Below are 26,034 nucleotides of genomic sequence, written 5' to 3'. Positions count from 1 at the left end.
CCGCCCGCTTCCTCGACTTCGTCAGCGAAGGACTCATTCGCGCCGCGGAGCAGGGTCGCGAGGTCCTCTACGCCAGAACCGAAACGACCCCGGACGGCACCGCCACGCCACGTTCGGATCGCGCATAGACGGTCGTCTCGACGGTCGCGCAACCAGTGATGCCCGCGCCGGATCCTTCATCTTGAGCCGACCCCTGGCTCCGGCCAGGGGTCTCGTTGTCTCTGCTGCTGAGAAATGGGGAGATCTCAGCGGCGATCCGCAGCATTACCGCCACGCCCCGAAAGGAGCGTGCAGAGGGTTCAGGAGGAGACCGCCTTTCGGCCCTGCGCATCGCAGGGCACGTGATGTGCGCCCCGGCCGGCCAGGAAGGGGCGAGAGGCCTGGTCCTCGACGTCCGCCAGCGTCGGCGTGCAGACGATCACGCTGAGCCTTGGGCGCATACTCGGCCACCTCGGCCAAGTTGTCCACGGCGTGGGCCTCGGCTCGTGCGGCTTCCTCGGCGTTCTTGTAGGAGCTCGATGCCGTGACCAGGGTGAAGGCGAGGAGCAGGACGGTCAGGGTCAACAGCGGCCCCACGAGATCGCGTACGCACATGCCGTCATCGTCCTCGGGAACCAGCCCCGCGCACCTCCACCTGCGCCGGTTCGGCATCCTGGAGACCAGCACGCTGCGGCTGGCGCACCGCGATGTCATCGACACGCACGCAGTCGTGGACAGCATTCCTCCTTTCGCTCGGCCGCTTTCCGGGCCGTACCTGGGGCAGCCACGAGGAGACGGCCCGTTCGACATCGCCCAGGCACCCGGCGTCCTCCGCGCCACGAACCTGCCCGAAGCCTGGTACCCGGCCAACGACGAGAACGAGCCCGTCGGCAGCGCACCGTTGGCGTTCTTCGCCCCGAGCGCCAGTCCCTTCCTGACCATGATGGTCGACCCCTCGATGATCATGCAGGTCTCACTCGAGGGCACGCTGGAGCTGGAAGTGGCCGGCAAGACCGTGCGGGTCGAGATGGCGGGCGACTACCGAAAAGCCGCCGGCGTGGAGATCCTGCTGTTCGGCCCCGAAAAGCACACCGACGGCGCCGGCGTGCAAGCCCGGTTGGCACGCCTGGCGGTCCGCGGCCACTGCGCGGAGCTGGGCGGCCGCGTCATGCTGCGGGTCAGCTGGCCGCGTCCGTCGAACGGCACGCTGGACGACGATACCGAGGACAGCCTGAGCCGCGTCTCCTACCCGGGCGCGTTGCACTTCGACGCCAACTTCGAGCTGTGCACGCCGCACGGGACGCTCTACGCCGACAACCCGGTACACCTGGCGGGCAAGCTGCGCGACCTGGAGGCCACCGGTACCGAGTTGCGCGCCAGCGGCGCCGCCGCCCCACTGACGACCGCGGACAACCAGGTCAAGGCCCGGATCACCGATGTGCAGCTGGCCATGCGCGACGCCCACGTCGGCGAGACGGCGGCGGTGAACATCTGACACCTCCAGGCGGGGCCGGCCTGACTGGCCTGCCCCGCCACGTCCCGGCGGGTTCTCAAGGCCCACATCGCCCGCGGTGACCTCGCCCGCCCTCGCCCCTTCCGACGATGCCTGCTGCGCGCCGCATGCACCACCGGAAGGGGCCAGACCCGAAAGGGCAGACCGGACGAATTCGCGAAGACGACTATGAAGTTGCGTCGCCGTTGCCGTTGCCGTTGTGCTCCTCCGCAAGGCTGCAGGCCCGCCGATATCTCAGATCAGCCTGCCGATGCCACAGGCGAGCCACCAACGCGACGACGACGGCACCCGCGAGCCCTGCCACGGTCGAAACCCAACCCGACAAGGACGCCCTGATGACCGTTCCCGCGCAGATGGCCCCGGCGACTCCGCCCGCGAAGAACAGACTGCCGTTCGGTGGACGCGGATCCTTCCGCTTCATCGCAACATCACCTTGAAGCATCCCCACACCCTAACTTCCGCTGCGCCGGTCAGCACTTGTGTGCGCCCTGGACAGCACCGGCCACGGCCCCACCGAAGCCACCCACGGCGGCACCCGGGGCACAGCCGGTCTCCAGGTCTGCGACACAGCCGGCAACGCCGCCAAGCTCCGCCGTGTCCAGGCTCTTCTTGCCGACACACTTGGCCCAGTCCCAGAATCCGTAGGCCGTCACGGTGGGAACCACGGCCCCCTTGAGGGTGGCGTTCGGGGTGTCGACGTGCTGGTAGAGGGTGTTGCCCTTAACCGTCCACGTCACCTTGTGCAGGTGACCGGCCGTGTCCTTGATGGGCTTTGGCGACATGGTGAGGAGCTTCTCGCCCTTGCCGTCCTCGATCGACACGCCGCCGTCCTTGTCGGCGGCAAGGTGGTGGTCCCCCTTCAACTGAGAGAACGTCCACGCGGTGTCGCGAGCGAAGGTGGTGGTCTTGCCGGAATCGGCCAGCACCTGGTCCAGCGTCTGCCCTGAGGGCGCCGCAGCGGTGGCGCTCGGCGCAGCAGCGATGAGGGCGGCCGTGGCAGCCAACCCCGTTGCTATGCCAGTCCGCTGACGTGCCGTCATACGCATAAAGTCATTGCCTTCCTGTTCAAATCCAAGGAAAGAGGACACATGCGCCTCTGTCCGGTGTACGCACACCAAGATCAACATCTATGCCCAGTACCACGCAAAGCGCATTTACCGACTTGAGGAACCATTTACCAAGGGTTTACGAGCCATGCGCGGAGCCAGCACGCGACGCGATATCCGGATGTCGCCGCGCCGCGGCCCGAACACGAGCCACGGCCGGTGCGGGCCCCAAGGCGCCAAGGGACCAGGGCACCAGGGCACCAACTCAGTCCACACCAAGGGGAAATAGCCCCCCACATGCCCCCCACCTGTGAAGCCGACCTCCGCCTCCGCCTCCGCCGCCTCCGCCAAGAGAAACCTGGCCGGAGCGCAGCGCGGCAGTACAAAGACCGCGACAGTGGCAGGGCGCCAGCGAGGGAACGCCTCGCATCTTCGAGCCCCGCCACTGCCGGCGCCCCATGGGAGTGCCTGGGCCGGCGGTCAGCGCAGTGCGCCACCGGCTCGCGTCGTAAGGCCGTAGCCGTACGGGAACAGCGGGTCGTAGTTCTTGTCCCCGACGTTGATGGGCTCCTGCGCCTCGCTGCGCGGCCAGGTCACGGGGAGCTTGCCGGTGAACGGACGCTTGCCGAACAGCACGTCGGCCACGCCTTCGCCCTCACTGCCGGGAAGCCACGACATGACGAAGGCGTCCGTCTTCGGCAGCTCGTCGGTGACGATCTGCGGTCGTCCCGCAACGTCGAGAACGACGCACGTCTTGATCGCCCCGCACACGCGGGCGACGTTCGCGCGATCGGCGTCCGAAAGGTTCAGGGTGCGGCCGTTGTTGCCGACATCGCCGATGCCTTCGGCGTAGGGCGTCTCGCCGACCACCACGATGCCCACGTCATGTCCTCCGGTCGGCGCCGACGCGTCCTTGCTGTACGTCACGTTCGAGGCGTTCTGCTTGATGCCCTGCAGGATCGTGGTCCCGGGGAACGCGGTGTTGCCGGACTGGCCCTGCCAGGTCACCGTCCAGCCACCGGCCTGGTTGCCCAGGTCGTGAGCGTTGGTGCCGGCGACGTAGATCCGCTGGGAGGGCCTGAGCGGCAGCGCGTGGTGGGCGTTCTTCAGCAACACCTGCGACTGTGCGACGGCGCGGCGCGCCACCGCGCGGTGGACGGGCGAGCCGATCGTGTCGATGTTCGTGCGGTCGGAGTACGGGTGCTCGAACAGTCCCAGCTGGAACTTGGCGTGCAGGATACGGCGCACCGCGTCGTCGATGCGGGACATCGGGACCCGTCCGGCCTGGACCTCCGCGATCAGGGTCTGCACGAACTTCGGGGCGCTGTAGGGCTCCATGAACATGTCGACCCCGGCGTTGACGGCCGTGCGCACCTGCGTGGCGTAGTCGCCGGGTATCTGGTGGATCGCCTCCCAGTCGCTGATGAGAAAGCCCTGGAAGCCGATCTTCTGCTTCAGGACGTCCGTCAGCAGCTCCTTGTTTGCATGCATCTTGACCGGGTTGCCGACGCCGTCCTCGGTCCAGTCGACGCTGGAGTAGGAGGGCATGATGCTGCCGACGCGGTGCTGTCGGACGGCCGGGATGTACGGCGCCAGGTCGGTCTTCCAGAAGTGCTCGCGACCGGTGATCGTCACACCCTGGTCGATCTTGTACGTGCCGGTCGTCGACGTGCCGTACGTCGTGTCGCCGTCACCGGCGTAGTGCTTGGCGGACGCCAGGACGCGGTCGCGACGGGCGAGGTCCTTCGGGTCCGTGCCTTGGAGGCCGTCGATCGCGGTCTCCATCTCGGTGACCAGCTTGGGGTCCTCACCGAAGCTCTCGTAGGTCCGGCCCCACCGGTCGTCGCGCGCGACGCACAGGCAGGGGGCGAAAGCCCACTGGGGGCCGGTCGCCCGGGTTTCGGTGGCCGTGATGTGGGCCGTCTCCCGTACCAGCGCCGGGTCGCGGGCCGCGCCCAGTGCGATGTTGTGCGGGAATACGGTGGCGCCGACGAGGTTGCCGTGGCCGTGCACCGAGTCGGTGCCGTACAGCAGCGGGATGTGCAGCCGCGTGGCGAGCGCGTGCTTCTGATAGCCGTCGAACATATCCGCCCAGGCCTCGGGCGCGTTGGGGGTCGGCGCCGAGCCGCCGCCGGAGAGCAGTGAGCCGAGGCCGAGACTGGTGATCTTGCTCTGGTCCTCATCGACAGCGGCGCGCTCGGCCTGCGTCATCTGGCCGGCCTTCTCCTGGAGCGTCATGCGCCCGAGGAGGTCGCCGACCCGCCGCTCCACCGGGAGCTTGGGGTTCAGGTACGGCGCCTTCTGGCTGCTGGAAGACGTCGGGGACGTCCCGGACTCCGGGAACGTTTGCGCCGATGCTGCGGGCACCGCGCTGACGGCCAGCGCCGACGCGGCGAGCAGCGCGCCAATGAGGCGGGATCTGGAGGGACGCCCATGTGGCGATGGGTGAGCTATCAAGTTGGACTCCTTGGTGGGAAGCGGCTTCCACAGGGGAGCCGGCTTTCAAGAAGCCGCCGCGGCAGAACGAACCACGCCGACCGGTCAGGGCAGTCGCGCGCCCGCTGACATACCGTCAGAATCCCTATGGGGCAGGGACCTTGACGGTTCGGCCGAGATCTTTCTCCACGGTCCATCCAGGGGTCAAGATGTAAACCAAGGTAAAAATGAAAAGGGCTCAGTCATTCACTAGTTGAATGGACGCGACAGGTTCGACGCACTGGATTCGCCCATGCTCTGCGCCTTGCGCCAAGAGTCGCCACCGCAGCCACACCGGCCGCCACAGGTCAGGCGCCGACCCCGCGCACCCCCTCATCGGACATGTCCGCTTCCACGCCCGGATCCTCACCACCTGTTCGCCGAGCTGCCGACAGTCGGCATATGGAGCTGGCCCAGGCCGTAGGGTTGTTGAGGGGGTAGTCCACGCGGTCAGCAATGATCTTGACGCGTCTGTGCTACCAGGGCGATGAACAGTTTCGCCGACCGTATGCGAACACGCCCGCCAACCGCCCCCGGACGGACTGATCCCGCTGACGTGCAGCGAGATCCAGCACCCGTTCACCCACCTCGCCGTCCGGCCCGTCCACAATGCAGTCCACCGGCTCCGCTGGTCCGACTGACGACGGCTTCACCAGGCCCGAGCCCGCGGTGGCCATCACCGACGGCATGCAACGCACCAGCCATGAAGCTCAGCTTCCCTGACTGGAGTACGAGGCGGTTTCCCACCCGCGGCTCACGCATCGAAATCGTGAGATCCATACTCGACATAGCCTCGTTCGATCAGTTCATCCTCCAACTCGTCCTCGTCGAGGTCATCAAGGTCATCGAGGTCGTCGAGAGGGCCGTCGCCAAGCATCACGTAGTCGCCCTCCTTCGCGATCTCACCCACGAGCGGAGGGACGACGACACCGCCCCAGTCCACGGTGACTTCGATCGCGTCGTCGAAGTCACCGGAAAATATCCCGTCCTCAAGCACTGACTTCACCTTGTAGGGATCATCCGCACCGACGGCGTAGCCGGTCGGCTTGCCCGGTCCGCGGAAGGTGATGTCCGGGTAGCCGTCGACTCGGATCGTGACGAAGGGGTGAAGATCGATCGACCGCACTCGTTCACCCCGCTGATACACGTCCAACGCCAAATCCGCGCCGTACTCGAAGAGCAGCCATACGTTGAGGGACTCTTCGAGTTCGGAGTCCAGAGCGGCCATGGCTTCGTCGAGACTGCCGCAGATGTGGTGCGCGTCCTTCCTGGCCCCGCCGGGGGACACGCCAAACCTCACATCGTAGAAGCTCTTAGGCACCATGCCCGCAACGCTACCCAAGAGGACCGACAACCGGCTTCCGTCACAGGACCGGCACCGCGGCCGAAGCCCTCGCCGCTACCCACGACACGCAGCCCATCGAATGCGGCGGCTCGCCTTGAACCTCGCGGCCGCCGTTGAGTTGGTGGAGAATCACCGCACGCCGCAGTCGTCAGTGACGATCAGCCGGTCGTCGGTAGGGCCCTGGGCAACCACCTCGATCCGGCACCGCCGGACCGGTCGTCAACCCCAACCTCGAGCCTCAGTAGAGCTGCCGAAGGTGATCTCGGAGTCTGCGGGCGGCCTGGGACATGAGGGCTTCGGCACCGGGCTGTGTGGTGGCCGGGACGAGTGACTCGGTGAGGACGGCGATGGCGAAAGCCTGACCGTCGGAGTGCTCGACGACGCCGATTTCGTGGCGGAGGTTGAGGAGGGTGCCGGTCTTGGAGGACCAGGTCGTGGCGTCGGAGCTGAAGTCCGGGGCGAGTCGGTGTCGTAGCAGGTTGTGGGCCATGAGGCCGCGTACCCGCTCGGCCACGTCGGGGTGGATCGCCGAGGGTATCCACAGGGCTTGAAGCAGGTCGACCCAGGCACGTGCACTGCCGGTGCTGGCCCGGGTGGCGTCGAGCTGCGGCACCCGGTGTCCGCGGCCGCTGGTACCGGAGTCGATGGCCAGGGCGAGGGCGAGATGAGCCTGGGCGGCGTCGAAGCGTTCCGCAGGGGTGTCGGACAGCTCGCGCGTGGTGTGCCGCACGGTGATGCCGTGGAGGCCGAACTCGTGGAGGGTGTCGGCGACTTGGGAGGGCGGGGTGAGGCCGAAGAGCGCGTCGGCAGCCGTTCCGTCGCTGATGCAGGTACTGAGGTACAGGAGGTCGTCGATCGCGATGCGGGCGGGGTGGCGGAATCGGCTCAGGCCGGTGGGGCCGGGCGTGGTGATGCGCCCGGGCTGCACATCGAGCGTCGTGGCTCCGTCGAGCTCGCCCCGCCGGATGCGCTCTGCTGTTGCCAGCGCGAGCGGGACCTTGACCAGGGACGCGGCGGGGAGCTGGGTGTCCGGGTCGATCCCCAGCTCGTCCCCGGTGTGGAGGTCCCGCACGAGCAGGCAGCCGCGCAGGCCGCCGTCGTGCAGCTGCCGGCGCAGGTCGCGAAGGAGTGCCTCGGTGTTCACGCTGCCGCCCCTCCCGCGGTGCCCGCCCGGGTGTCTGCGCCGAGGCAGCGGGCGATGGCGTCGCCCAGGCGTGCTTCGATGTGCTGGGGGTTGCCGTCCGCGGCGGCCAGGGCGAAGCCCCGGCTGAGCGTGGTCTCGCCGATGGGCCGCCAGGTCAGGGCGAGTTCGTCGGCCTGCGCGGGAGAGCACAGCAACAGGTCGTGGGTGCAGAGGACTTCTGCCGCGGCGGTCGTCAGATCGGCCCCGGCGACGACCTGTGCGGGCCGCAGGCCGACGGCGTCGCGCAGTCGCGTCAGCGGGTCGCGGATGTGGGGCACATCGTCCTCCGGCTGGATCCAGATACGGCGGGCCGGGCCGGCGGAGGCGCGGCCCATCCGTAGCGTGTCGAGGTAGACGCGCTTCACGCCGGGATCCTGGGCCCCGGCAAGGCCGAGCGGGACGGACCACCGCGCCTCGTCGGGCGGCACGGCGCGCAGGGCAGCGCGCACCTGCTGCGCGTGGATGAGCTCCATGCGCTGCGCCGGCGCCGCGACGCGAAGATCGAGGACGACACCGTGTCCTCGTGCATCGGCGACCAGGCGCGCCAGATCGACCGTGGAGCAGATGCCGGGTACCGCGAGCCGCCACGGCTTGCGTTTGGCGGCTTCCGCCTCGTCCAGCAGCACATCGGCCGCCTGCACGAGCTGCCTGGCCACCGGCAGCATGTCCCGGCCGAAGGGGGTGAGGACGGCTCGCCGCGACCTGCGCTCGAACAACTGCTCACCGAAGTGGTCCTCCAGAGCGGCTACGCGACGGCTGGCCACCGACTGGGACATCCGGGCAGCGGCCGCTCCGACGGTGAAACTGCCGTGCTTGCTGACATTGATGAACGCGCGACAGGCTCCGACCAGATCCACAGTCCGGACTCTATCCGGCCTCCATCCGGACTCCATGCCAGATCGGCATGGAACAGCGCATGAGCGTATTGGACTGCATGGCTGCCGACGGTGAGGGTGTTCCCGGCACTCACCACCACACACAACACGCCGGATGGAGCCTGTCGCTCCCTCCCCTGTCGTGCCCTGCGTGCGGGGCACCTAGGAGGTTTGGACCATGCAGCACTCTCGTACCCGGCGCGCCGTTCTCGGTGCGCTTGCCACACTCACCATCGTCCCGCTCGCCGCCTGCGGCCAAGGCGGTTCCGCGGCCTCGTCGTCTCCGTCCGCAGCAGCGGCGAGGCCGACAGTGGCCGGTCAGCCGTTCGCCGGTGAGTTCAAGAAGCTTGAACGTAAATTCGACGCACGGCTCGGTGTCTACGCCGTCGACACCGGCACCGGGCGCGAGGTGGCCTACAACGACGGCGAGCGGTTTGCCCATGCCTCCACGTTCAAGGCGCTGGCCGCCGGTGCCGTGCTGAGCAAGTACGCACCGAGCGGGATGGGCAAGGTGATCAAGTACTCCAAGAGCGATCTGGTCGAGAACTCCCCCATCACCGAAAAGCACGTCGAGACCGGGATGACCCTGCGCGAGCTGTGCGACGCCGCCGTCCGCTTCAGCGACAACACCGCGGGCAACCTGCTGTTCGACGCGCTCGGCGGGCCCAAGGGCCTGGACGCCGCACTCGCAAGGATCGGCGACGACACCACCCGGATGGAGCGCCGCGAGCCCGAGCTGAACCGCTGGGCCCCTGGCGAGCAGCGGGATACCAGCACGCCGCGGGCGCTGGCCAAGGACCTGCGCGCATTCGTCCTCGGAAACCTCCTCGGCAAGGGCGAACGCGCCCAGCTCACCAAGTGGCTGCGGACCAACACCACCGGAGGCGAGCTCATCAGGGCGGGGATGCCCAAGGACTGGAAGGTCGGCGACAAGACCGGAGCCGGCAGCACCTACGGCACCCGCAACGACATCGCCGTGGTGTGGCGCCCCCACGCCGCCCCCATCGTCGTAGCGATCCTGTCGAACCGCAGCAAGGCAGGCGCCCACTACGACAACAAACTGATCGCGGAAGCGGCATCCGTGGTCGCCGACAGGCTGTCGTAGCAGGAGGAACGCGCCGCGGCCGAGTGCGCCGGAGAGCGTCAGAAACTCGGAGGGGTTTCGGCCCAGACGCAGACGGCCGGCACATCACCGGGGTTGCTGTAGCGGTGCGGGGTGGCCGAGGGGAAGCTGACGCAGTCGCCGGGCCCCAGGCGGTAGTGGACGCCGTCGACCCAGTAGTCCAGTTCGCCGCTGAGCAGGACGCCGACCTCCTCGCCGGTGTGGGTGTGCGGCCGGTCACCGGAGGAGGCTCCCGGGGCCACCTCCAGCATCATCATCTCCAGCCTGCCGCCGTGTTCGGGGTTGAGGAGGGTGTAGGTGACCCCCTCCACACCGGCCCGGGTCAGCTCGACGCGCTGGTCGGGGCGGGTCAGGACGCGCTGCTCGCGGTCGACGGCCTGCAGCAGCCGGCTGAGGGTGGTGCCGAGGGCGTTGACGATGGTGCGGAGCGTGTTGATCGTCGGGCTGTTCACGTCCCGCTCGACGTTGCTGAGGTAGCTCCGGGACAGGCCGGTCTTCTCGGCCAGCTGTTCCAGCGTCAGCCCCCGCGCCTGACGTTCGCGGCGCAGGTGCCGGCCGATTCCCTCGTCTGCGTCGGCGGCCGCGCCAGGAACACCGTCCTTCGCCACGCACCCTCACCCCTCTCTCTCGCACGTCGAGTAAACAAGACGTCCCATCCACTATACCGTTTGCCCGCACGTCTCATATCCTCTACTGTCCGTCTTCTATAGAAGACACCGGCAGGCGGACATCCGCCTGCCGGACGCACTGCCGAGAACCCCTTGAGGACAGATGGACTCCCCTCCCGCTTCCCCTGCCTCCCGCCGAGCCCGCGCGCTTCCCGAACTCTGCCTCGATCTGGGCGCGTTGGAACACAACGTGGAGCTCATGGCGGACTGGTGCCACGCACACCGCCTCGAGCTGTGCCCCCACATCAAGACGACGATGACCCGCCCCGTGGTCGAGCGGCAGCTGTCTGCCGGGGCATGGGGCGTGACGGTGGCCACCGCCCGCCAGGCCGACATCGCGCTGAGCTGGGGAGTACGCCGCATCCTCATCGCCAACCAGGTCGTCCACCCCACCGACCTGGCGCTCCTGCGACAACGCCTCGACGCCACGCCGGACCTGCAGCTCTACTGCCTCGTCGACTCGGCGGCCGGGCTCCGATACGCCCGCGCGGCCTTGACGGGCGCCGCCACCCCCCTCCGGATACTGGTCGACGTCGGGGTGCCGGGCGGCCGTACCGGAGTGCGCACCGCCTTGGAGGCGTACGAGCTGGGGGCGGCCGTGGCGAAGGCGGGGGACGGACTGCTGCTGGCCGGTGTCGCCGGGTATGAGGGGGTCCGCCCCAACCACCGGGACGCCGCCACGCTCGCCGCGGTCGACACCCACTGCCGCACGACGGCCGACGCCTTCGCCTCCCTCGCCCCGCTGTACCAGACCCCGCGACCGGTCTTCAGCATGGGCGGCTCCGCCTTCCCCGACCGCGTCGCCGACACCGCGGCGGACCTCGCACGCCGGTGCGGCGACCTGCCCCTGGCGCCGGTGCTGCGCTCGGGTTGCTACGTCACCCACGACCACGGCACCTACGCACAGGTCTCACCCCTGCCCGGCCTGCGCCCGGCCCTCACCGTCCGCGCCGCCGTACTCTCCACGCCTGAGCCCGGCACCGCCGTCGTCGGCGCCGGAAAACGGGAACTTCCCTACGACGCCGGCCTGCCCGTCCCCCTCGCCGCGTACACGGCGACCGGCACCCCGCGCCCCGTGGCACGGGCCACCGCAGCCCAGATCTACGACCACCACCTGGTCCTCACCGACGCGCAGGGCCTGGACGTGGGCGACATCGTCGACCTCGGCATCTCCCACCCCTGCTCCGCCTTCGACCGCTGGCCCGACATCGCCGTCACCGACGGCGACGGAGACGTGCGCGAGGTGTGGCACCCGCAGTTCCACCTGTAGCCACCGTGCACACTCGTCGGGCGACGGCTGCGACGGGGGCGTCCAGGCCGGCCGACACGACCGAGCCGCAACTGCCGGGGGCGTCCTGGCCCTGCACGTCATCGGCCGCCCCGCCTCGTGACCGTCCTGCACCTCCTACGGAGCTGCTGCCTCCCCCTCCCTGGCAGCCGCGCTGCTCGGCCGCATCCCACGGTGATGGGCGCGCGCACGCCGAAATGACGCCCGATCACCTCCGCTGCCTCCAGGCACCAGCCCTCGCGATACATCTGGTCGACGAGCCGGACGCTCTGTGACCCTGCCGTCCGCGAATCCGGTGGGCACGCCCCACCGGAGGCTCAGGCGCGGCGGCAGTGGAAGATGCCCCAGCGCAGGTGCCCGCGGTGGGCCGCATCCACCCAGAGGGGCAGGTTGGCGACCAGGCCGTCGACGTAGGCGGGGCTGATGATCCCGCGCAGTTCCTGCTCTCGGCGGCGGGTCTCCGCGGTGATGCGCTCGTAGTGAGGGATCAGCTGGCCGCTGCGGTCGTCGAAGTCGACGCGGGACAGGCCGAGTCCGGCGAGCGCCCTTCGGTAGAAGTCCGGGGTGGCCAGGGCGTCCACGCCCAGGCGGGACACGGCGGGGTAGAGGGTCTCGACGGGGGTCTCCTCGGCGGCCATCAGATCGGTGAAGACCATGGCCCCTTCTCGGTCGAGGACGCGTACGGCTTCGCTGAGCAGGCGTGTGCGGTCGCCGCTGTGGCAGAAGGCTTCCTGGGACCAGACGACGTCGAAGCGGCCGTCCGGGAAGGGGATGTCGTGGAAGGACCCGGTGACGACCTCGATCAGACCGTCGAGGCCGCGCTTGGCATTCGTGGCGCGATGGCGCTCGTTCTGGCTCTCACTGAGGTTGAGGGCGAAGACATGGCACCCGAAGCGTTCGGCCAGACAGCGGGCGGCGCCCCCATAGCCGGACCCGAGGTCCAGCACCGTGCCCCCCGCGGAGAGAAGGTCGCTCACCTTGTCTGCGGCCTGCTCGATGGTGCGGCGGGATGCCGTCGCGATCGACTCGTCGTCATGGGTGTAGACCCCCGTGTGGATGTCCTCGCCGCCCCACACGGCATCGTAAAAGGCGTCGACATCGGCGGTGTCGTAGTAACTGCGGGTCGCTTCCTCAGAATTCGATGCGCTGTCGTACGGCATGCGTATCTCTCCTCGCCCTGTGGTGCCGGTGCAGTTCAGGCACCACCTCAACGTACTCATCGCTGCGGCCACAGAGGGCAAACAGGCCAACCGGCTCCTTCGCGTGGACGAGTGAAAGAAGAAGAGTGAAGGATGCGGCGAGGCATGGCCATCCGCTGACTGATGTACCCCAACCGACTGGCGCACGCCTGGTTCCGAGCCGGTTCGGACGAACCCGTTCAGAGGTGAGTGATCACGCCGACGATGAACCAGATGGCCCATACGAACGGCACTGTCGCGACGTATGCCAAGGGCCGCCGGTGGATCGGGGCTCCTTCCGGAAGACGTGCGTATCCGGGCGCCGTCGGCCCCGGCGGTGCCAGCGCAGCGAGCTTGCGGCCGGTGCGGAAGTTGGTCAGCAAGGTGATCAGGCTGAAGATCAGGGAGAAGGGTGACCACCAGCCCTGCCACATTGTTTTCGTGCTCAGGTCGCGGACTATGGCGATGCCGCACGACCGGCAGAAGGGGCCAGGCACTTTGTGGAAGCGCATCGCCAGCAGCAGCCCCTGGTGCGCGGAGACGGACACCACGGCAGCGGGCATACCGCCACAAATACGACAACACGGCTTGATGGCCTGCCACAGGGGTGCGCCCCCGGGGTAGGCAGGCGTGTGGCGCGCGGGCCGGCCGGCGTCCTGCGGATCGTAGGGACTGGGATGCGCAGCCGGACTGGTCATGGGGAAGCCTCCTGAGGCGTCGGGACGGTGTGGTGGTCGCGGGAGCGGGCCGCGTGCGACGACTGAACGGTGGGCGGCTGCCGTGTCATCCGTCTTCCGCGCTCGCAGCCGTGCCGTGAGACGTTCGGCAGCCGCCGCGCACTCCAACCGGGCGCTGAGGCGCAGGTTCTGTCTGGTCGCGCAGGCCCGGATGATGCGATCCGGGCTCTTGCCCCCCGGCCCCTGCCTGCGGGTGGTTCTTCGGCACAGGAGGCGCCGCTGTCCTCCGGACTTGGTAGTTCCAGCGTGTGAGCGCCCGGACGACGGTTTCGGCGCCGATGGGGTTGGCACTGTGAACGAAGACCGTTCCGATGTGGAAGGGCCGTCCGCTGAAGGCGGCCTCTTCCATCAGGGTCACCACAGGCATGATGCTGTCGTCGCCGCCGAGATCGTGGTCGAGCCAGAGTTCGTCGATGAAGACGTCGCGGTGCTCTTGCAGGAGATGGATACCTTCACGGCTGGTACGGGCGATCCGGGTGGCTCTGGGGAGCGGCCGGAGGTCGTCAATGCCGAGGATGACAGGCGTTGGCGCGGCTGGGTCCTCACTCACCTGATCATCATCGCAGCAGATCGGCCGCGAGAACCGCGGGGTGCCGGACAAGGCGGCATGGCCGACGTCGTGGGCAGGTCGCACCGAACTCGCCGGAAATACCGAAGTCACCTTTACTGCGGTCGAGTTGTCCGCAGCCAAGAGGCTCTGGCACAGATCTTGGGGAGCTGTTACGGCGAGTGGTATTGCGGACCTGGCGGACACCGCCGGCCCGCGCCCTGCACCGCCTCCGGCCGCGGCCCCGAACGGTGGAGATCTACAACTACTTGACGGAGCGTCGGGGTTGCGGCCTTCCAGAGGGCGGTCGAGGATGCGCTCGCCCCCTATGCCGGGCCGGTCACCAGCACAGTGAACACGGTGCCTGAGGCGCCGTGCGAACCCGCCCTCCCTGTAAAGCAAGCTTGACACCCATCGAGGGGTGACAAGTAAGCTTTACACGTGCGAAACAGCGTCAGGAAACTGCGGTCGTCACGAGGGCTCTCCCAGGGCCAGCTGGGCACAGCCCTCGGGGTCTCACGGCAAACGATCAACGCCATCGAGACCGAGCGGTACACACCTTCCCTGCCGCTCGCCTTGTCCATGGCCAAGTTCTTCGAGGTCAGCGTTGAGGAGATGTTTCATGTCGATGAGAGCCCGGCAGATGTCCATGACCAGTAACACAGCCAGGCGGTCCGTCCCCGGCTTCTTCCTCGTCCTCGGAGTCGCCTGCCTCGTGGCCGCGACTTTCGGCGGCCGCCTCGCTCTCGGCCTGGTGACGTTCGGGATCCTGGCGGCCTGCAGTCTCGCCTTAGTGCTGCTGGGACGGCGGAGCGAGACCTATCAGGGCCTCACCGAGAAGGAACCCGACGAGCGCTTCGCCCGGATCGGAGGGCGGGCCTGGGTCGGCACGGGCGTGGTGCTTACCGTGGGGAATCTCTGCGCCTTCATCGGTGACCTGGCATCCGGAAGAAGCGGCGATCCTTACTTCTGGTTGGTGGCCACCGCCGCCGTCACCTACATCGCGGGTGTCGCCTTCTGGTCTCGGCATACCTGAGATGCCATCGCGTCGAACGGCTCGCCACCGTACGTCCGACCAGGCAATGCGACCTGGTCACCGGAGGGCGGTGCCAGACGTGTCACGCCGCCCGCGGCGCCCCAGGCCCGGCCGGCGCCGGCTGGCCGACAGCTCCGCGGACGGGCCCGGGCGGGCCCGGCTTCATGGGGTCTGAGCCCTCTCCCTCGCGCATCCCGCACGGCCCCGTCATACCGCGAACACGTCTCGACCTCGCGGCCTCTCGACGTCTCCCCCGACAACCTTCGAAAAAGTCAGTAGCCGGGGGAGCTTGAGGGCGCGGCGTCGGCGGTGCCCGCCCGCGCCCTCGCCAACGCGGCCGCGTTCTCCTTGAACGCCCAGGACAGTTTCGGCTCCACCACATATCGGAACACCCGCCGCACCGGCCTCGTACACAGCAGCGTGATCAGCGCGGCAGCCAGCACCGTCACCACGATCTCGCCGACCGGCGTACGCACCCAGGAGAAGTCGTCGTACCAGCCGAACCAGCGCGACATCTTGATCACGAAACCGTGCAGCAGATAGCCGTACAGCGTGCCCGCGCCCAGCTTCGTGAACCATGCCTGCCGCCGTGGCACCAGGGCCAGGAAGCACACGGTGAGCACCATGGAGCAGCCGAACAGCGCGAGTTCCATGACCGGGGAGACCCACGCCGGCACACCCAGGTCCTGTACGGCGTCGTTGTGCCGGAACCATGCGGCGTTGATGCGCGGCGCGGCCCAGTACGCGAAGACAACGGCGCCCAGCATGACCGGCACTGCCGCGATGCGGAGCGCGCGCCGCCGCAGCAGGTCGAAGTGGGCCGGCGTCAGGTGCAGTCCGAGGACGAAGAACGGCAGGAACTGCAAAACGCGCATCATGGCGAAGTCGTTGCCGACCTCGGGCGAGGCCGCCGCGAGCACGGCGATCACCAGGGCCAGCGGAACGGGCCAACGCACCAGCTTCCAGATCGGGGTGCTCAGCCGCCAGACGAAGAGGGCTGCCAGGAACCAGTCCAGGTAGTACGGGCTGGTGAGGCTGATCGGCTCGTTCGGGTCGTTCTGCAGCCAGCGCTGGAAGAAGGTGTAGAGGACCTCGAACACCACGTACGGCACGGCGACACTGGTGATGAGCCGCTTGAGCTTGGCCGGGCTGAGGTCGAACCCGCGGGATAAATAGCCGGAGATGAGGATGAACACCGGCATGTGGAAGGTGTAGACGGTCATGTAGAGCGCCATCGCCGCCCGGCCGCCGTGTGTGAGCGGCTCCCACGTGTGCCCGAGGGCGACGAGGACGACCGCCAGGTACTTCGCATTGTCGAAGAACGGGTCTCTCCCACCGGATGGGGGCTTGACGCGTGGGGCGAGGGCGCGTGGGACGGGAGCCTGCTGCCCTTCGGGCGCCGGGTCCACATTACGTACGAAGGGTATGGCCGCGCTGAACATTTGAGGCACCCTAAGCCCCTCAGCGGCAACGGGTAAAACCGCCCTGCGAAGTTCTGAGGAAAGCGGTGTGGCCGGGCTGACGTTGGGTATGCGGCTGCGTTCGGAACGATGCGGGGGGGGGGACGGGCGGCGCCGTCGAAACTCGGGCATGACGGTGGCGCCTGGGCCTGTCGCGGCGGGTGGCTCGCCTCATCCAGGGAAACGGCGTGAAGCGGACCCTTTCCTGGCGCGACTTGGCTCGGCTCTCGTGGTGACGGTGTGATGTCGCCGGCAGCGGGGAGCCGTTGGGAGCGAGGGCTTTGAGGCCAGGTCCAGATCCAGGTCCAGGCGCCCCCGCGCCACCCCCGTCGTACCGAACGACGACCTCGTCGCCGGTTCGCCAACGCCCTCCCGTCCAGGCACCGGTCCTGCGCCAAGTGCTGCCAGAGAGCTCCCGCGGGTGGCTCTTGCGTGTCAGCACCGATCAGGGCCAGGGCCTCTCTGGCGGGTCGAGAGCGTTCAGGGCGTCTTGGCAGTGTCAGATACCGCGTTCGATCATGTCGATGACATGCCGGCCGGCGTCGTGGGCCTGGGTGGGGTGGAGGCCGCGGAGGGGGCCGTCGATGAGGAGGGCGGCGAGGCCGTGAACGGCTGACCAGGCAAGGAACTCGGCACCGGGGCGGCGGTCTTCGGGCAGGATTCCAGCCTCCACGAGGCCGTCGAGGGCTGCGCCGAGGAGTTCGAAGGGGGTCTTGCCGGTGGTGCCCGCGGCGGTGTCGGCGGCGGCGTGGGCCATGTCGTCGGGGACGTGGAAGGCCGTGCGGAACAGGCCTGGTTCTTCCTGGGCGAAGCGCAGGTAGCCGGTGCCTACGGCACGGAAGCGGTCACGGGCGGCGGCCGTCGCGTCCGTGGCCGGCGGCAAGGCGGCTTGCTCGGCCTCCATGGTGCGGGCGAGGTGGGCCATGGCGGCCTGGGAGACGGCGTGGAGCAGTGCATTGCGGTCGGTGAAGTGGCGGTAGGCGGCGTTGGGGGCGACTCCGGCCTGCCGGGTGGCGGCGCGTAGCACGACGGCGGCCGGCCCGCCCTGGCGGGCGAGTTCGAGACCGGCTTCGATCAGTGCGTTGCGGAGGTCGCCGTGGCGGTAGGTGTCCCGCTTCGGCTTGTTGTTCTCGGCTGCTGTCATGACCGCCGCCTCCAATGTGGACAGCATCCACTTAGGTCGTCTAGGCTCCTGCGTGATCACTCGGGGGGCGCGGATCGCCACACCCTCCGAATGTGGACATCGTACACAATGGGTGGTCGTCGACCGCCCGGGCGCTCGTTCATCAGGGGGATCCGCTTCTCATGGGCAAGATCACGCATTTCGTGCACCAGTCGCTGGACGGTTTCATCGAAGGCCCGAACGGTGAGTTCGACTGGCCCTGTTTGGACGGCGAGCTGTCCGCCTATTCACAGGCCCTCACCGACAGCGCCGACGTCTTCCTGTACGGCCGCGTGGTGTGGGACATGATGTCCGGCTACTGGCCCCGCGCCGAGGAGTTCTCCACCCACGAGCACGACCTCGCGTTCGCGCCCGTCTGGCGCAAGGCGTCGAAGGTGGTCGTCTCCTCGACGCTGACCGAGGCCGACTGGAACACCCGCGTCATCAACACCCAGGTCATCGAGGAGCTCACCGCACTCAAGGACAGCGGCGCCCATCTGCTGCTGTTCGGCGGCTCCACGCTGGCCGGCTTCCTCACCGAACACCAGCTGATCGACGAGTACCAGATCTTGGTCCACCCCGTCGTGCTCGGCGGCGGCAAGCCCGTCTTCACCATCCCGCAGCAGCGGTTCGACCTGACCCTGACCGAGACCAGGACCTTCGACTCCCAGGTCGTTCTCCTCCGTCACGAACGGGCCAACTAGGCCGTTTCGTTCAAGCCCACCCCGAAGGGCGGGCGAGAACCGATGAGTTTCTCCGTGATCAGCAGTCAGAGATCACGGTGGGTGCACTGCAGCAGCGAGTGTGAGCGAAGCGTGCGCCGACCGAACCTTCCTAAACCCAGCCACGAGATACCGAGGAACCTCACGATGCGTACCCTGATCAGCACCGCCTTCATCTCGCTCGACGGCGTCGTGGAGGCCCCCGGCGGTGAGCCCGGCTACCGGAACTCCGGATGGACCTTCAAGGACGTCGAGTTCCTCCCCGAAGCGTTCGACATCAAGGGCCGGGAGCAGAAGGAAGCCACGGCGATGCTGATGGGCCGGACCAGCTACCAGGCATTCAGCCCCGTGTGGCCGGACATGGAGGACTTCGCCGACTACAAGCTCATGCCGAAGTACGTCGTCTCCACCACTCTCACCAAGGACGACCTGGTGTCGAACTGGGGCGACACCACGATCCTGCGCACGCTCGACGACGTCGCCGCATTGAAGGGGACCGAGGGCGGCCCGATCATCGTCCACGGCAGCGCCTCCCTGAACCAGGCACTTTCGGACGCCGGCTTGATCGACCGCTATCACCTTCTCGTCTTCCCGCTCCTGCTCGGCGCGGGCAAGCGCCTGTTCAGCGCCACGGACAAGGACACCCAAAAGCTGAAGCTGGTCGAGCACGAGGTCTACGCCAACGGCCTGCAGAAGAACGTCTTCGACGTCCTCCGCTGACCAGGCTCCCGCACCCGACCTGGGCCAGAGCCGGATCGCGGCGACGGTGAGCGTGCCGCGAACGGCTGGCCCTGCTTCCACTGCGGCGCCGCCTCGCCGCCGGCAAGACGCTCCCACGGGCCGTACGTTCCTACGGGCCTGGATTCGGGGACGTGGCTCACTGGAGTCGCAACCCGGCACAGGCAGCGCCTCGACGGCAGGGAGTGATGACGGCCAGGGCGGCCACCCCCCACAGGAGTCGCCCTGGCCGTGATCAGATGCGGGGCGCCCTATGGATGCCCAACACCCAGTTCTGCGCCGCGGCGCGCCGACGCGTTACTCGGCCAAGCGCCACGTCCGGTATTCACGGCCGGCGGGCGGGCCAACAACCTCCGTCGGCGCCCGACCACTCGGCCTTGAAGCCTTGTTCGACGTTCCTCTCGACGCCGCGGCCGTCCCTTGCGCCTGCGCGCCTTGGCGGTCGTTCTACCGCTCCGGGAACCCCCGACAGCGGTGCGCAACGCCGCCTGGTCGTCCCTGCTCAATGCGGGGGCTGTGCCGCGTTGAGAAGGTGGCGCAGGCGGAGGCCGTCCGGGGCGATGGCGGTGACCAGGGTGGCGGGGCCGGCGAGCGGCGTCAGTACGGCCTGGCCGTGTTGCGCGGCATCGCCGAGTAGGTGGATTTCTGGCACGTTTTCCTCGAAGACCGGGTCGACGACGAGGAGTTGTCCGGTTGCACGGTTGTCGGCGAGGACGGCTGGGCCGTCCCAGCCGGTTGCGCCCGGACCGTAGGCGGCTTGTTGATCCAGCAAGGTGCGCCCGCCGCGTCGGACGGTGAGGCGAGTGGTCACGTGGCCGGGGGGTTCGCCGGTGCGTCCGAGGATCTGTTCCTCGCGGAGGACGAGTCGTGCGGTGGGGGCGAGGTCGATGGTCCAGGTCTGGCGCAGGTCGCTGCCTGCCGCGCAGATCAGCGGTTTGGGGAGCCAGTGGAGCTGTGCGTGGTCGCCTACGGTCAGGTGCACGTCGTAGGTGGCGGGTTCGGGAGTCGGGCCCCGTAGCGCGAGGGTCGCGGCGGCGGAGGTGATGTGGAGCGCCGCGCCCTGTTGGGCGGTGGCTTCGATCCGTAGGCGGTCGCCGCCGAGGGGGGCGGTCATGGCGCCGACGATGCACACCCGGGCCTGGGTGCCATGTGAGCGCAGGCGGCGGAGTTCGAAGGGGCCGTCGCCGTCAAGGACGGGGAGGGTGGTGGTACTGCCCCTGGCGGCGGCCAGGATACGGGCGGTGGCGCGCACTCCGCCGAGGGCAGTCCGGTCAGGTGCCGGTGCGGTGGTCTGCGGGTGGGTGAGGGTCATGCGGGGCCCGCGCTCCAGTCGCTGATGCGTTCACGGACCCAGTCGGCAACCGGCTTGACGCCCTCGTCGGTCTTGAGGGAGGTGAAGGCGACGGGAAGGTCGCCGCGCTGGGCCTTGGCGTCGCGGGCCATGCCGTCCAGGTCGGAGCCGACGTAGGGGGCGAGGTCGGTTTTGTTGATCACGAGGAGGTCGGCGGTGGTGACGCCGGGGCCGCCCTTGCGGGGGATGTCGTCGCCGCCGGCGACGTCGATGACGAAGATCTGGGCGTCGACCAGGCCCTTGGAGAAGGTCGCGGTGAGGTTGTCGCCGCCCGACTCCACCAGGACCAGGTCGAGCGGGCCGACCGCGTCCTCGAGGTCCTCGACGGCCTCCAGGTTGGCGGAGATATCGTCGCGGATGGCGGTGTGCGGGCAGGCGCCGGTCTCGACGGCGGCGATGCGCTCGGCGGGCAGGACGGCCTCGCGGCGCAGGAATTCGGCGTCCTCGCGGGTGTAGATGTCGTTGGTGACGACGGCGATGGACAGTTCGTCGCGCAGCGCATGGCACAGCGCGGCGACGGTGGCGGTCTTGCCCGAGCCGACCGGGCCGCCCAGGCCGATACGCAGGGCACGCCGGGTGCCGTCGAGGCGTAACGGGTCGGCGGCACTGTAGGTGTGGCGCTCGGGGAACGTCTCGCCGTGGTCGCGGTGCATACGGACTCCAGTCCTGCGTGGTGTGTGACGTTCTTGGGGTGCTGTTGGGAGTGGGGCGCTGCTGGGGTGGTCAGGAGGCGAAGAGGCGTGTCGGCCAGGCGGCGTGCTGCTGTGCGGTGATGTCCAGCAGTGGCGCCGAGGCGGCGGGCAGTGCGTCGAGCCCCTCATCGGGGATGCGTGCGGCGGCCCACATGGGACGGGGCAGAACCGGTTGCGGCGTCGGGATGGACGCGTTGGCGTCGCCCACCTGCGCGTACGCGATCTGCCCGCCCTTGATGACCAGATGCGGCTTGACCCCGAAGAACTTCGGCTCCCACAGCACCAGGTCAGCCAGTTTCCCGGGCTCCACGGACCCGACCACCGCATCGATGCCCTGGGCGATCGCGGGGTTGATGGTGTACTTCGCCACGTACCGCCGGGCGCGCCGGTTGTCGGCCCCCTTGTCGCGCGTCGGCCGCTCGCCCTCCGGCAGCCTGTCCTCCTCCAGGAAGCCCCGGCGCACCTTCATGACGTGCGCGGTCTGCCAGGTGCGGGTGATCATCTCGCCGATGCGGCCCATGGCCTGGGCGTCCGACGACATGATCGAGATGGCGCCGAGGTCGTGCAGGATGTCCTCGGCGGCCATCGTGGAGGGGCGGATCCGGGAGTCCGCGAAGGCCAGGTCCTCCGGGATTTCCGGGTTGAGGTGATGGCAGACCATCACCATGTCGAAGTACTCCTTGACCGTGTTGACGGTCAGCGGCCGGGTCGGATTGGTGGAAGCGGGCAGGACGTTCGGCTCGGACACCATCTTGATCATGTCAGGGGCATGGCCGCCACCGGCACCTTCGACGTGGAAAACGTGGATCGAGCGGCCGCCGATGGCCGCGATGGTGTCGTCGACGAAGCCCGCCTCGTTCAACGAGTCGGCGTGCAGAGCCAGTTGGACGTCCGTCTCCTCGCAGACCTCCAGGCACTTTTTGAGGACAGCCGGGGTGGCGCCCCAGTCCTCGTGGATCTTGAAGCCGATGACACCCGCGTCCACCTGGTCGTACATGGACTGCTCGGACATGGTGGCGCCCTTGCCGAGCAGTCCGACGTTGACCGGGAAGGCGTCCAGCGCCTCGAAGGTGCGGGCGAGGTGCCAGGAACCGGGCGTGACGGTGGTCGCGGTGCTGCCCTCCGCCGGCCCGGTGCCGCCGCCGATGAGCGTCGTGACACCTGCGGCCAGCGCCTCGCCGACCTGGTCGGGGCAGATGAAGTGGACATGTGTGTCGACCCCGCCGGCGGTCAGGATCCTGCCGTTGCCCGCGATGACCTCCGTCTCGGGGCCGACGACGAAATCCGTGGGGACCGGGCGACCGTCGTAGAGGGTGATCCTGGGACCGTCGTGGAGACGGTCCATGGTCTCGTCGTTGTACGCCTTGCCGAGCGCGGTGATGCAGCCGTTGCGGATGGCGACGTCCGCCTTGACGATGCCCCAGTGGTCGAGGATGACGGCGCCGGTGATGACCGTGTCGGGCGGCTCCACGACCTCGCCGCGGTCGCCGTCTCCGGGGCCGTCGGAAGCAGCCGAACCGTCAGGGCTACGGCTCGCGCCGGGACTCCCCGGCCCGTCTGCCGCGTCCTCCCCGCGCGGCACGGCGGACTGGCCCATCGACTCGCGGATCACCTTGCCGCCGCCGAAGACCATCTCGTTCCCGCTGCGCCCCGGGCCGCCCGACCAGTCGTCCTCGATCTCGATCCGCAGCTCCGTATCGGCGAGGCGGATGCGATCGCGGGTGGTCGGGCCGAACCGGTCCGCGTACTCGGCGCGGGTCAGGGCGTGGGGAGGCTTGGGCGTCAGAGGGTCCTCCGTGCATTCAGTCATCGAGCTCCTCCCAGTCCTCGTCGAATTCGCCATCGGTGTTGTCCAGCGAGCCGTCGATCTTTTCCGGCAGACCGTCGGTCTTGCCGCGCAGCCCGTGGACCACCCGCCTGCCCTCGATGGGCACGAGGTCCACCCATTCCTCGATATTGGGCTCGAAGCGTACGGAGCTGCCGGCAGGGACATTGAGACGCTTGCCCCAGGCTTCCCTGCGGTTGAACTTCAGCCCGGCGTTCGCCTCGGCGAAGTGGTAGTGGGACCCGACCTGTACGGGACGGTCCGTCGGATTCTTGACCTTCAGGCGGGTGACGTCACGCCCCTCGTTGAAGCGCACGAACTCGTCGTCCTTTTCCGAGGAGAAAACCACCTTCCCCGGAGAGACAGGCCCCGCCCCTTCCTCGTCCGCCTCCGGGAAGGGATCGTGGACGGTGACCAGCTTCGTGCCGTCCGGGAACGTGGCCTCCACCTGCACGTTCTTGATCATCTCCGGGACGCCCGCCATGACCTCTTCACGAGCCAGCAGCTTCCGCCCGGAAGACATCAGATCGGCGACGGTTCTTCCCTCGCGGGCACCCTCAAGGACATGGACGGTCAACAGAGCGACAGTCTCGGGGTAGTTGAGCCGAATCCCCCGGGCCCGACGCTTCTCGGCGACATCCGCCGCCACATGAATCATCAGGCGCTCTTGTTCGTGTGGAGTCAGGTGCCTAGCCCTACCCTGCGTTCGCCCTCCCCAGGGCTCCTGCCCTGGGCTTCGGAGCCGGGCCCCGGCCATGACCGCCGCCGGCCCGGGGTGGGGCCCAGGCCCTCACTCCCACACCCCCGACGCAGCACAGCCACGACACCCGGTTGTATGGCCCGGCCAATTGGCCACTCCACCTCACCCCGTAAGGGCTGGCGCAGGCCGCCGCCGGAAGTCGCATACCAGACCCCCGCCGGGACGGATGCCCCAGCAGGCCGGTGCGCCCGTGCGCGGAGGGCGTCACCCTGGCACCCGATTCAGCGTTGCCGCGGCTGGCGTACACGCCGGTGATGGGTGGCGAGTTGCGGCTGTCGCAGGCTTCAACTCCCGGTCTGGTCCAGCAACCCATGACAACGAGGCCACAGCTTCCGGCCATGATCGAGCCATGATCGAGCAAAGGCAGCTCGTGCCGGCAGGAAGGCGCAGGCTATGTGCCGCGCACAACGCGCAGAAAGCAGACCGCCGGCGAAGGGGTACCAACTGGCCCTTCGGTCCCCGGCCGGATATCGCGGGCAGTGCGGTCGGCGTGTCGCGATGGACCGGCCCCACGACGGCCCCAGCCCTCAGACGGGTGTGAGGGTCAGTCGAGGGTGAATTCCCAATTCGCTCCCTCTCGATACCCGGCGCTCTGCGGCTCTACCTCGACAGTGACCGGCGTCCCTCTCTTGGCGTCGGTTATGTGAATGGGCACGGTGACGCTCTCGCCCTCCTCCAGAGACGGCAGCAGTTTGCGGGCCACTTGCTCATCGTTCGCCCAATTGAGGTCGCCGGGAGCCGCTGCGTCAGCGCCGTACCGCTTTCCGGCCCTCACGATGAGGGGATCGTGGGAGATCTCGTACTGGGAGACGCCGTCCTCCGAGCCGCCGATGGGGCTGATCGGTTCGTCAGCGTCGTTGTCGTAGGTGATGGTGAAGCGGTAACTGCCGTCCGGCTCCCGGCTCGGCGCGCTGACGGTTACGCTCAGTCCATCCGCGTACTCAGCGGTTCCGCCGGGCCCCAGGGAAGAGCCGTTCTCCAGCCGCCGGGGATCCTTCACGCTCTCCACCACCCAGGCAAGGGCCGCAATTCCCAGGAGCACCAGACTGGTGAGCACGATGCCCGCGATCGCACAGCCCGATGATCCCGGCCCCGCTGCACCGTCGCCGCAAGAGGCGACCCCTTCTCTTTCTTCCGAACCAGCCATGGTGATCACGCTATGGAGGGAAGTCGAACTGCTCCTGAGCGCAGCTACTCAAAGTCCGGGTGAGTAGCCCGGCGAAACGGCACCGTTGTCCTGGGGCTCCATTCTCGGCTCCGGGAATTGGTCGAGGTCCTGGGCCGGCCTCATCGCGGATTCAGCAGTGCGGAGCGGAATGTCTCAGCGGCAGCCTCCCCTTCCGCTTCATCGACGGTTTCAGAGGGACCGTCCAGTGTCCGACCGCAAGGTCAGCAGGCCCTCGGCCGGGACTGCGAGCGCGCTTCACCCGAACGTGACGGCCGAAACGGTTTCCCCCCTTCGGGAGGTCGCGCCCCATGCCCCGCAGACCCCGCCCCCTTGCTCTGCCCCCGGTGCCCCAGCCGACGCAAGCCGACGGAGCGGCATCCGGGTGAGCTGTCCTGAATGCCGCACGCAGTCATGCACCTTTTCGTCCGGATCAGTCGCCAGGGTCGGACCAGGTCGATGGGCCGTCCGTTCGGCGTAGATCCGCTTGTGGTGTGTGGGCTGCAGAGACAGGTTGGCTATCGAGTTTCGACGGCCCGCGCGAACGGTTCGACCGAACAGAGGTGTTTCGTGGAGATCATGCTGGTGGACGCGTCGTTCATGAAGGATCGATGGGACGACATCGAGTCGGCGCTTCGCCGGTCCTTTGAAGACTCGCAGTCCAACGACGAGGGCTATACGGCGGACAATCCGGTGGAGTTCACGCGTTCCGCGGTCGAAGGCAAGATGGGTTCCGGCGTCAAGCACTTGGTGGCCGTTGACGAAACGGGCAAAGTGATCGGTGGCTTCTTTTGTATCCATACGGTACGGAAGGAAGGCCAGGAGGCGACCGATGCTGGTTGGATCTTCGCCGTTCCGGAGCTCGATCGGGAGCCTCGGCGGGAGATGGTTGACACGTTCTTCGAGCGGGCGTTCCGAACGCTGCGTACAGCCGGATTCAAACGCATCTAAAGATCCTTAACGGCTAGGGTTACGACGGTTAATTCGAGCCCATTGCCGCCTTGGCGTGCCTACCGCCACTTAATCGGCCCTGGAACGGCGGCTTCTGCAGCGGCGGCCGCCTCCGCAAGTGTGTGAAATCCTTGCGAGTCCGGCCAGAATGAACACCCGGGGGCAGGCCATCCCGGCCGATGCCGCACGTAGTAGAGACGACTCTCCTCGTTCAA

22 protein-coding genes and 4 pseudogenes are annotated in these 26,034 nt (G+C 68.3%); 10 read left to right on the top strand and 16 right to left on the bottom strand.

Features of this window, described 5'->3' with window-relative positions; genetic code table 11:
- Nucleotides 1–128 (top strand): annotated as a pseudogene (locus ADL29_RS46720) (MarR family transcriptional regulator); the annotation flags it as partial.
- A gap of 464 nt (nucleotides 129–592) precedes the next feature.
- Entirely contained in the window at nucleotides 593–1,474 is an 882-nt protein-coding gene (locus tag ADL29_RS29055) for a DUF6004 family protein (protein ID WP_053926534.1), read from the top strand.
- A gap of 488 nt (nucleotides 1,475–1,962) precedes the next feature.
- Here ADL29_RS29055 and ADL29_RS29050 read toward each other — a convergent pair whose 3' ends face one another.
- Both ADL29_RS29050 and ADL29_RS29045 read right to left on the bottom strand, forming a co-directional pair.
- A complete protein-coding gene (locus ADL29_RS29050) occupies nucleotides 1,963–2,532 on the bottom strand; it encodes a hypothetical protein (protein WP_157878604.1) in 570 nt (189 codons plus the stop codon).
- A gap of 510 nt (nucleotides 2,533–3,042) precedes the next feature.
- A pseudogene (locus tag ADL29_RS29045) lies at nucleotides 3,043–4,833 on the bottom strand (glycoside hydrolase family 3 protein); the annotation flags it as partial.
- Between the two features lie 692 nt (nucleotides 4,834–5,525).
- Between ADL29_RS29045 and ADL29_RS46715 the strand changes: the two are divergent.
- Nucleotides 5,526–5,720 (top strand): annotated as a pseudogene (locus ADL29_RS46715) (IS701 family transposase); the annotation flags it as partial.
- Nucleotides 5,721–5,767: 47 nt separating this feature from the next.
- On the opposite strand, the gene ADL29_RS29040 reads toward ADL29_RS46715, so the two are convergent.
- From ADL29_RS29040 to ADL29_RS29030, 3 genes are all read right to left on the bottom strand, one after another.
- Entirely contained in the window at nucleotides 5,768–6,337 is a 570-nt protein-coding gene (locus ADL29_RS29040) for a hypothetical protein (RefSeq protein WP_053926538.1), read from the bottom strand.
- Between the two features lie 259 nt (nucleotides 6,338–6,596).
- Nucleotides 6,597–7,502: a serine hydrolase gene (locus ADL29_RS29035; RefSeq protein ID WP_053926532.1), complete on the bottom strand. Its 906-nt coding sequence runs from the start codon at nucleotides 7,500–7,502 to the stop codon at nucleotides 6,597–6,599.
- Nucleotides 7,499–8,398 carry a LysR family transcriptional regulator gene (locus ADL29_RS29030; protein WP_053926531.1) on the bottom strand — a complete coding sequence of 300 codons (900 nt, stop codon included), beginning with the start codon at nucleotides 8,396–8,398 and terminating at the stop codon, nucleotides 7,499–7,501. Before ADL29_RS29030 ends, ADL29_RS29035 begins: the two co-directional genes overlap by 4 nt.
- Before the next feature lie 196 nt (nucleotides 8,399–8,594).
- On the opposite strand from ADL29_RS29030, the gene bla reads away from it, so the two are divergent.
- Nucleotides 8,595–9,521 carry a class A beta-lactamase gene (gene bla / locus ADL29_RS29025; protein WP_053926530.1) on the top strand — a complete coding sequence of 309 codons (927 nt, stop codon included), beginning with the start codon at nucleotides 8,595–8,597 and terminating at the stop codon, nucleotides 9,519–9,521.
- Nucleotides 9,522–9,559: 38 nt separating this feature from the next.
- On the opposite strand, the gene ADL29_RS29020 is transcribed toward bla, so the two are convergent.
- Nucleotides 9,560–10,147, bottom strand: a complete 588-nt coding sequence (locus ADL29_RS29020) for a cupin domain-containing protein (protein ID WP_053926529.1) — start codon at nucleotides 10,145–10,147, stop codon at nucleotides 9,560–9,562.
- Nucleotides 10,148–10,310: 163 nt separating this feature from the next.
- Between ADL29_RS29020 and ADL29_RS29015 the strand changes: the two genes are divergently transcribed.
- Nucleotides 10,311–11,477, top strand: a complete 1,167-nt coding sequence (locus tag ADL29_RS29015; protein WP_053926528.1) for an alanine racemase — start codon at nucleotides 10,311–10,313, stop codon at nucleotides 11,475–11,477.
- A 335-nt stretch (nucleotides 11,478–11,812) separates the two neighbouring features.
- On the opposite strand, the gene ADL29_RS29010 is transcribed toward ADL29_RS29015, so the two are convergent.
- The 3 genes from ADL29_RS29010 to ADL29_RS45570 form a co-directional block, all read right to left on the bottom strand.
- Nucleotides 11,813–12,655, bottom strand: coding sequence for an SAM-dependent methyltransferase (locus tag ADL29_RS29010; RefSeq protein ID WP_053926527.1), 843 nt, complete (start codon nucleotides 12,653–12,655; stop codon nucleotides 11,813–11,815).
- A 218-nt stretch (nucleotides 12,656–12,873) separates the two neighbouring features.
- Nucleotides 12,874–13,236, bottom strand: coding sequence for a hypothetical protein (locus ADL29_RS43740; protein ID WP_157878603.1), 363 nt, complete (start codon nucleotides 13,234–13,236; stop codon nucleotides 12,874–12,876).
- A gap of 220 nt (nucleotides 13,237–13,456) precedes the next feature.
- The gene (locus tag ADL29_RS45570) at nucleotides 13,457–14,101 is read right to left on the bottom strand and encodes a cyclic-phosphate processing receiver domain-containing protein (protein ID WP_245689683.1); all 645 of its coding nucleotides are present in this window, start codon (nucleotides 14,099–14,101) and stop codon (nucleotides 13,457–13,459) included.
- Between the two features lie 297 nt (nucleotides 14,102–14,398).
- Between ADL29_RS45570 and ADL29_RS28995 the strand changes: the two genes are divergently transcribed.
- Together ADL29_RS28995 and ADL29_RS28990 are read left to right on the top strand one after the other, a co-directional pair.
- Nucleotides 14,399–14,617, top strand: a complete 219-nt coding sequence (locus ADL29_RS28995; protein WP_053926525.1) for a helix-turn-helix transcriptional regulator — start codon at nucleotides 14,399–14,401, stop codon at nucleotides 14,615–14,617.
- On the top strand, nucleotides 14,607–14,993 hold the full coding sequence (locus tag ADL29_RS28990) for a hypothetical protein (RefSeq protein WP_245689682.1): 387 nt from the start codon (nucleotides 14,607–14,609) through the stop codon (nucleotides 14,991–14,993). The genes ADL29_RS28995 and ADL29_RS28990 overlap by 11 nt, the downstream gene beginning before the upstream one ends.
- Nucleotides 14,994–15,265: 272 nt before the next feature.
- On the opposite strand, the gene ADL29_RS28985 is transcribed toward ADL29_RS28990, so the two are convergent.
- Nucleotides 15,266–16,435 (bottom strand): acyltransferase family protein, encoded by a 1,170-nt coding sequence (locus ADL29_RS28985; protein ID WP_245689681.1) that lies wholly within the window; start codon nucleotides 16,433–16,435, stop codon nucleotides 15,266–15,268.
- A gap of 517 nt (nucleotides 16,436–16,952) precedes the next feature.
- Nucleotides 16,953–17,597, bottom strand: coding sequence for a TetR/AcrR family transcriptional regulator (locus tag ADL29_RS28980; protein WP_053926537.1), 645 nt, complete (start codon nucleotides 17,595–17,597; stop codon nucleotides 16,953–16,955).
- Between the two features lie 161 nt (nucleotides 17,598–17,758).
- On the opposite strand from ADL29_RS28980, the gene ADL29_RS28975 reads away from it, so the two are divergent.
- Both ADL29_RS28975 and ADL29_RS28970 read left to right on the top strand, forming a co-directional pair.
- Entirely contained in the window at nucleotides 17,759–18,319 is a 561-nt protein-coding gene (locus ADL29_RS28975; protein ID WP_053926522.1) for a dihydrofolate reductase family protein, read from the top strand.
- Nucleotides 18,320–18,484: 165 nt separating this feature from the next.
- Complete coding sequence (locus tag ADL29_RS28970; protein ID WP_053926521.1) at nucleotides 18,485–19,057, top strand: dihydrofolate reductase family protein; 573 nt, start codon at nucleotides 18,485–18,487, stop codon at nucleotides 19,055–19,057.
- Between the two features lie 520 nt (nucleotides 19,058–19,577).
- Here the strand turns inward: ADL29_RS28970 and ADL29_RS28965 are convergent.
- The 5 genes and pseudogenes from ADL29_RS28965 to ADL29_RS28945 form a co-directional block, all read right to left on the bottom strand.
- Entirely contained in the window at nucleotides 19,578–20,387 is an 810-nt protein-coding gene (locus ADL29_RS28965; RefSeq protein ID WP_053926520.1) for an urease accessory protein UreD, read from the bottom strand.
- The gene (gene ureG, locus ADL29_RS28960) at nucleotides 20,384–21,079 is read right to left on the bottom strand and encodes an urease accessory protein UreG (RefSeq protein ID WP_053926519.1); all 696 of its coding nucleotides are present in this window, start codon (nucleotides 21,077–21,079) and stop codon (nucleotides 20,384–20,386) included. The genes ADL29_RS28965 and ureG overlap by 4 nt, the downstream gene beginning before the upstream one ends.
- Before the next feature lie 82 nt (nucleotides 21,080–21,161).
- Nucleotides 21,162–22,928 (bottom strand): annotated as a pseudogene (locus ADL29_RS28955) (urease subunit alpha); the annotation flags it as partial.
- A complete protein-coding gene (locus tag ADL29_RS28950; protein WP_281181975.1) occupies nucleotides 22,921–23,628 on the bottom strand; it encodes an urease subunit gamma in 708 nt (235 codons plus the stop codon). The pseudogene ADL29_RS28955 and the gene ADL29_RS28950, both read right to left, overlap by 8 nt.
- Before the next feature lie 619 nt (nucleotides 23,629–24,247).
- A complete protein-coding gene (locus ADL29_RS28945; RefSeq protein WP_157878602.1) occupies nucleotides 24,248–24,850 on the bottom strand; it encodes a hypothetical protein in 603 nt (200 codons plus the stop codon).
- A gap of 588 nt (nucleotides 24,851–25,438) precedes the next feature.
- On the opposite strand from ADL29_RS28945, the gene ADL29_RS28940 reads away from it, so the two are divergent.
- Complete coding sequence (locus tag ADL29_RS28940) at nucleotides 25,439–25,819, top strand: hypothetical protein (RefSeq protein WP_157878601.1); 381 nt, start codon at nucleotides 25,439–25,441, stop codon at nucleotides 25,817–25,819.
- Nucleotides 25,820–26,034 lie beyond the last annotated feature (215 nt).

Source organism: Streptomyces chattanoogensis, assembly GCF_001294335.1.
In the GTDB taxonomy this organism is placed as follows: domain Bacteria; phylum Actinomycetota; class Actinomycetes; order Streptomycetales; family Streptomycetaceae; genus Streptomyces; species Streptomyces chattanoogensis.
This window is presented reverse-complemented; position numbering and strand designations above follow the sequence as displayed.

Coding starts and splice junctions, on each gene's coding strand:
- ADL29_RS29055 (WP_053926534.1), top strand. CDS start 593: ATGCCGTCATCGTCCTCGGGAACCAGCCCCGCGCACCTCCACCTGCGC.
- ADL29_RS29050 (WP_157878604.1), bottom strand. CDS start 2,532: ATGACGGCACGTCAGCGGACTGGCATAGCAACGGGGTTGGCTGCCACG.
- ADL29_RS29040 (WP_053926538.1), bottom strand. CDS start 6,337: ATGGTGCCTAAGAGCTTCTACGATGTGAGGTTTGGCGTGTCCCCCGGC.
- bla (WP_053926530.1), top strand. CDS start 8,595: ATGCAGCACTCTCGTACCCGGCGCGCCGTTCTCGGTGCGCTTGCCACA.
- ADL29_RS29015 (WP_053926528.1), top strand. CDS start 10,311: ATGGACTCCCCTCCCGCTTCCCCTGCCTCCCGCCGAGCCCGCGCGCTT.
- ADL29_RS29010 (WP_053926527.1), bottom strand. CDS start 12,655: ATGCCGTACGACAGCGCATCGAATTCTGAGGAAGCGACCCGCAGTTAC.
- ADL29_RS43740 (WP_157878603.1), bottom strand. CDS start 13,236: ATGCCCGCTGCCGTGGTGTCCGTCTCCGCGCACCAGGGGCTGCTGCTG.
- ADL29_RS28990 (WP_245689682.1), top strand. CDS start 14,607: ATGACCAGTAACACAGCCAGGCGGTCCGTCCCCGGCTTCTTCCTCGTC.
- ADL29_RS28985 (WP_245689681.1), bottom strand. CDS start 16,435: ATGTTCAGCGCGGCCATACCCTTCGTACGTAATGTGGACCCGGCGCCC.
- ADL29_RS28980 (WP_053926537.1), bottom strand. CDS start 17,597: ATGACAGCAGCCGAGAACAACAAGCCGAAGCGGGACACCTACCGCCAC.
- ADL29_RS28975 (WP_053926522.1), top strand. CDS start 17,759: ATGGGCAAGATCACGCATTTCGTGCACCAGTCGCTGGACGGTTTCATC.
- ADL29_RS28970 (WP_053926521.1), top strand. CDS start 18,485: ATGCGTACCCTGATCAGCACCGCCTTCATCTCGCTCGACGGCGTCGTG.
- ADL29_RS28965 (WP_053926520.1), bottom strand. CDS start 20,387: ATGACCCTCACCCACCCGCAGACCACCGCACCGGCACCTGACCGGACT.
- ureG (WP_053926519.1), bottom strand. CDS start 21,079: ATGCACCGCGACCACGGCGAGACGTTCCCCGAGCGCCACACCTACAGT.
- ADL29_RS28945 (WP_157878602.1), bottom strand. CDS start 24,850: ATGGCTGGTTCGGAAGAAAGAGAAGGGGTCGCCTCTTGCGGCGACGGT.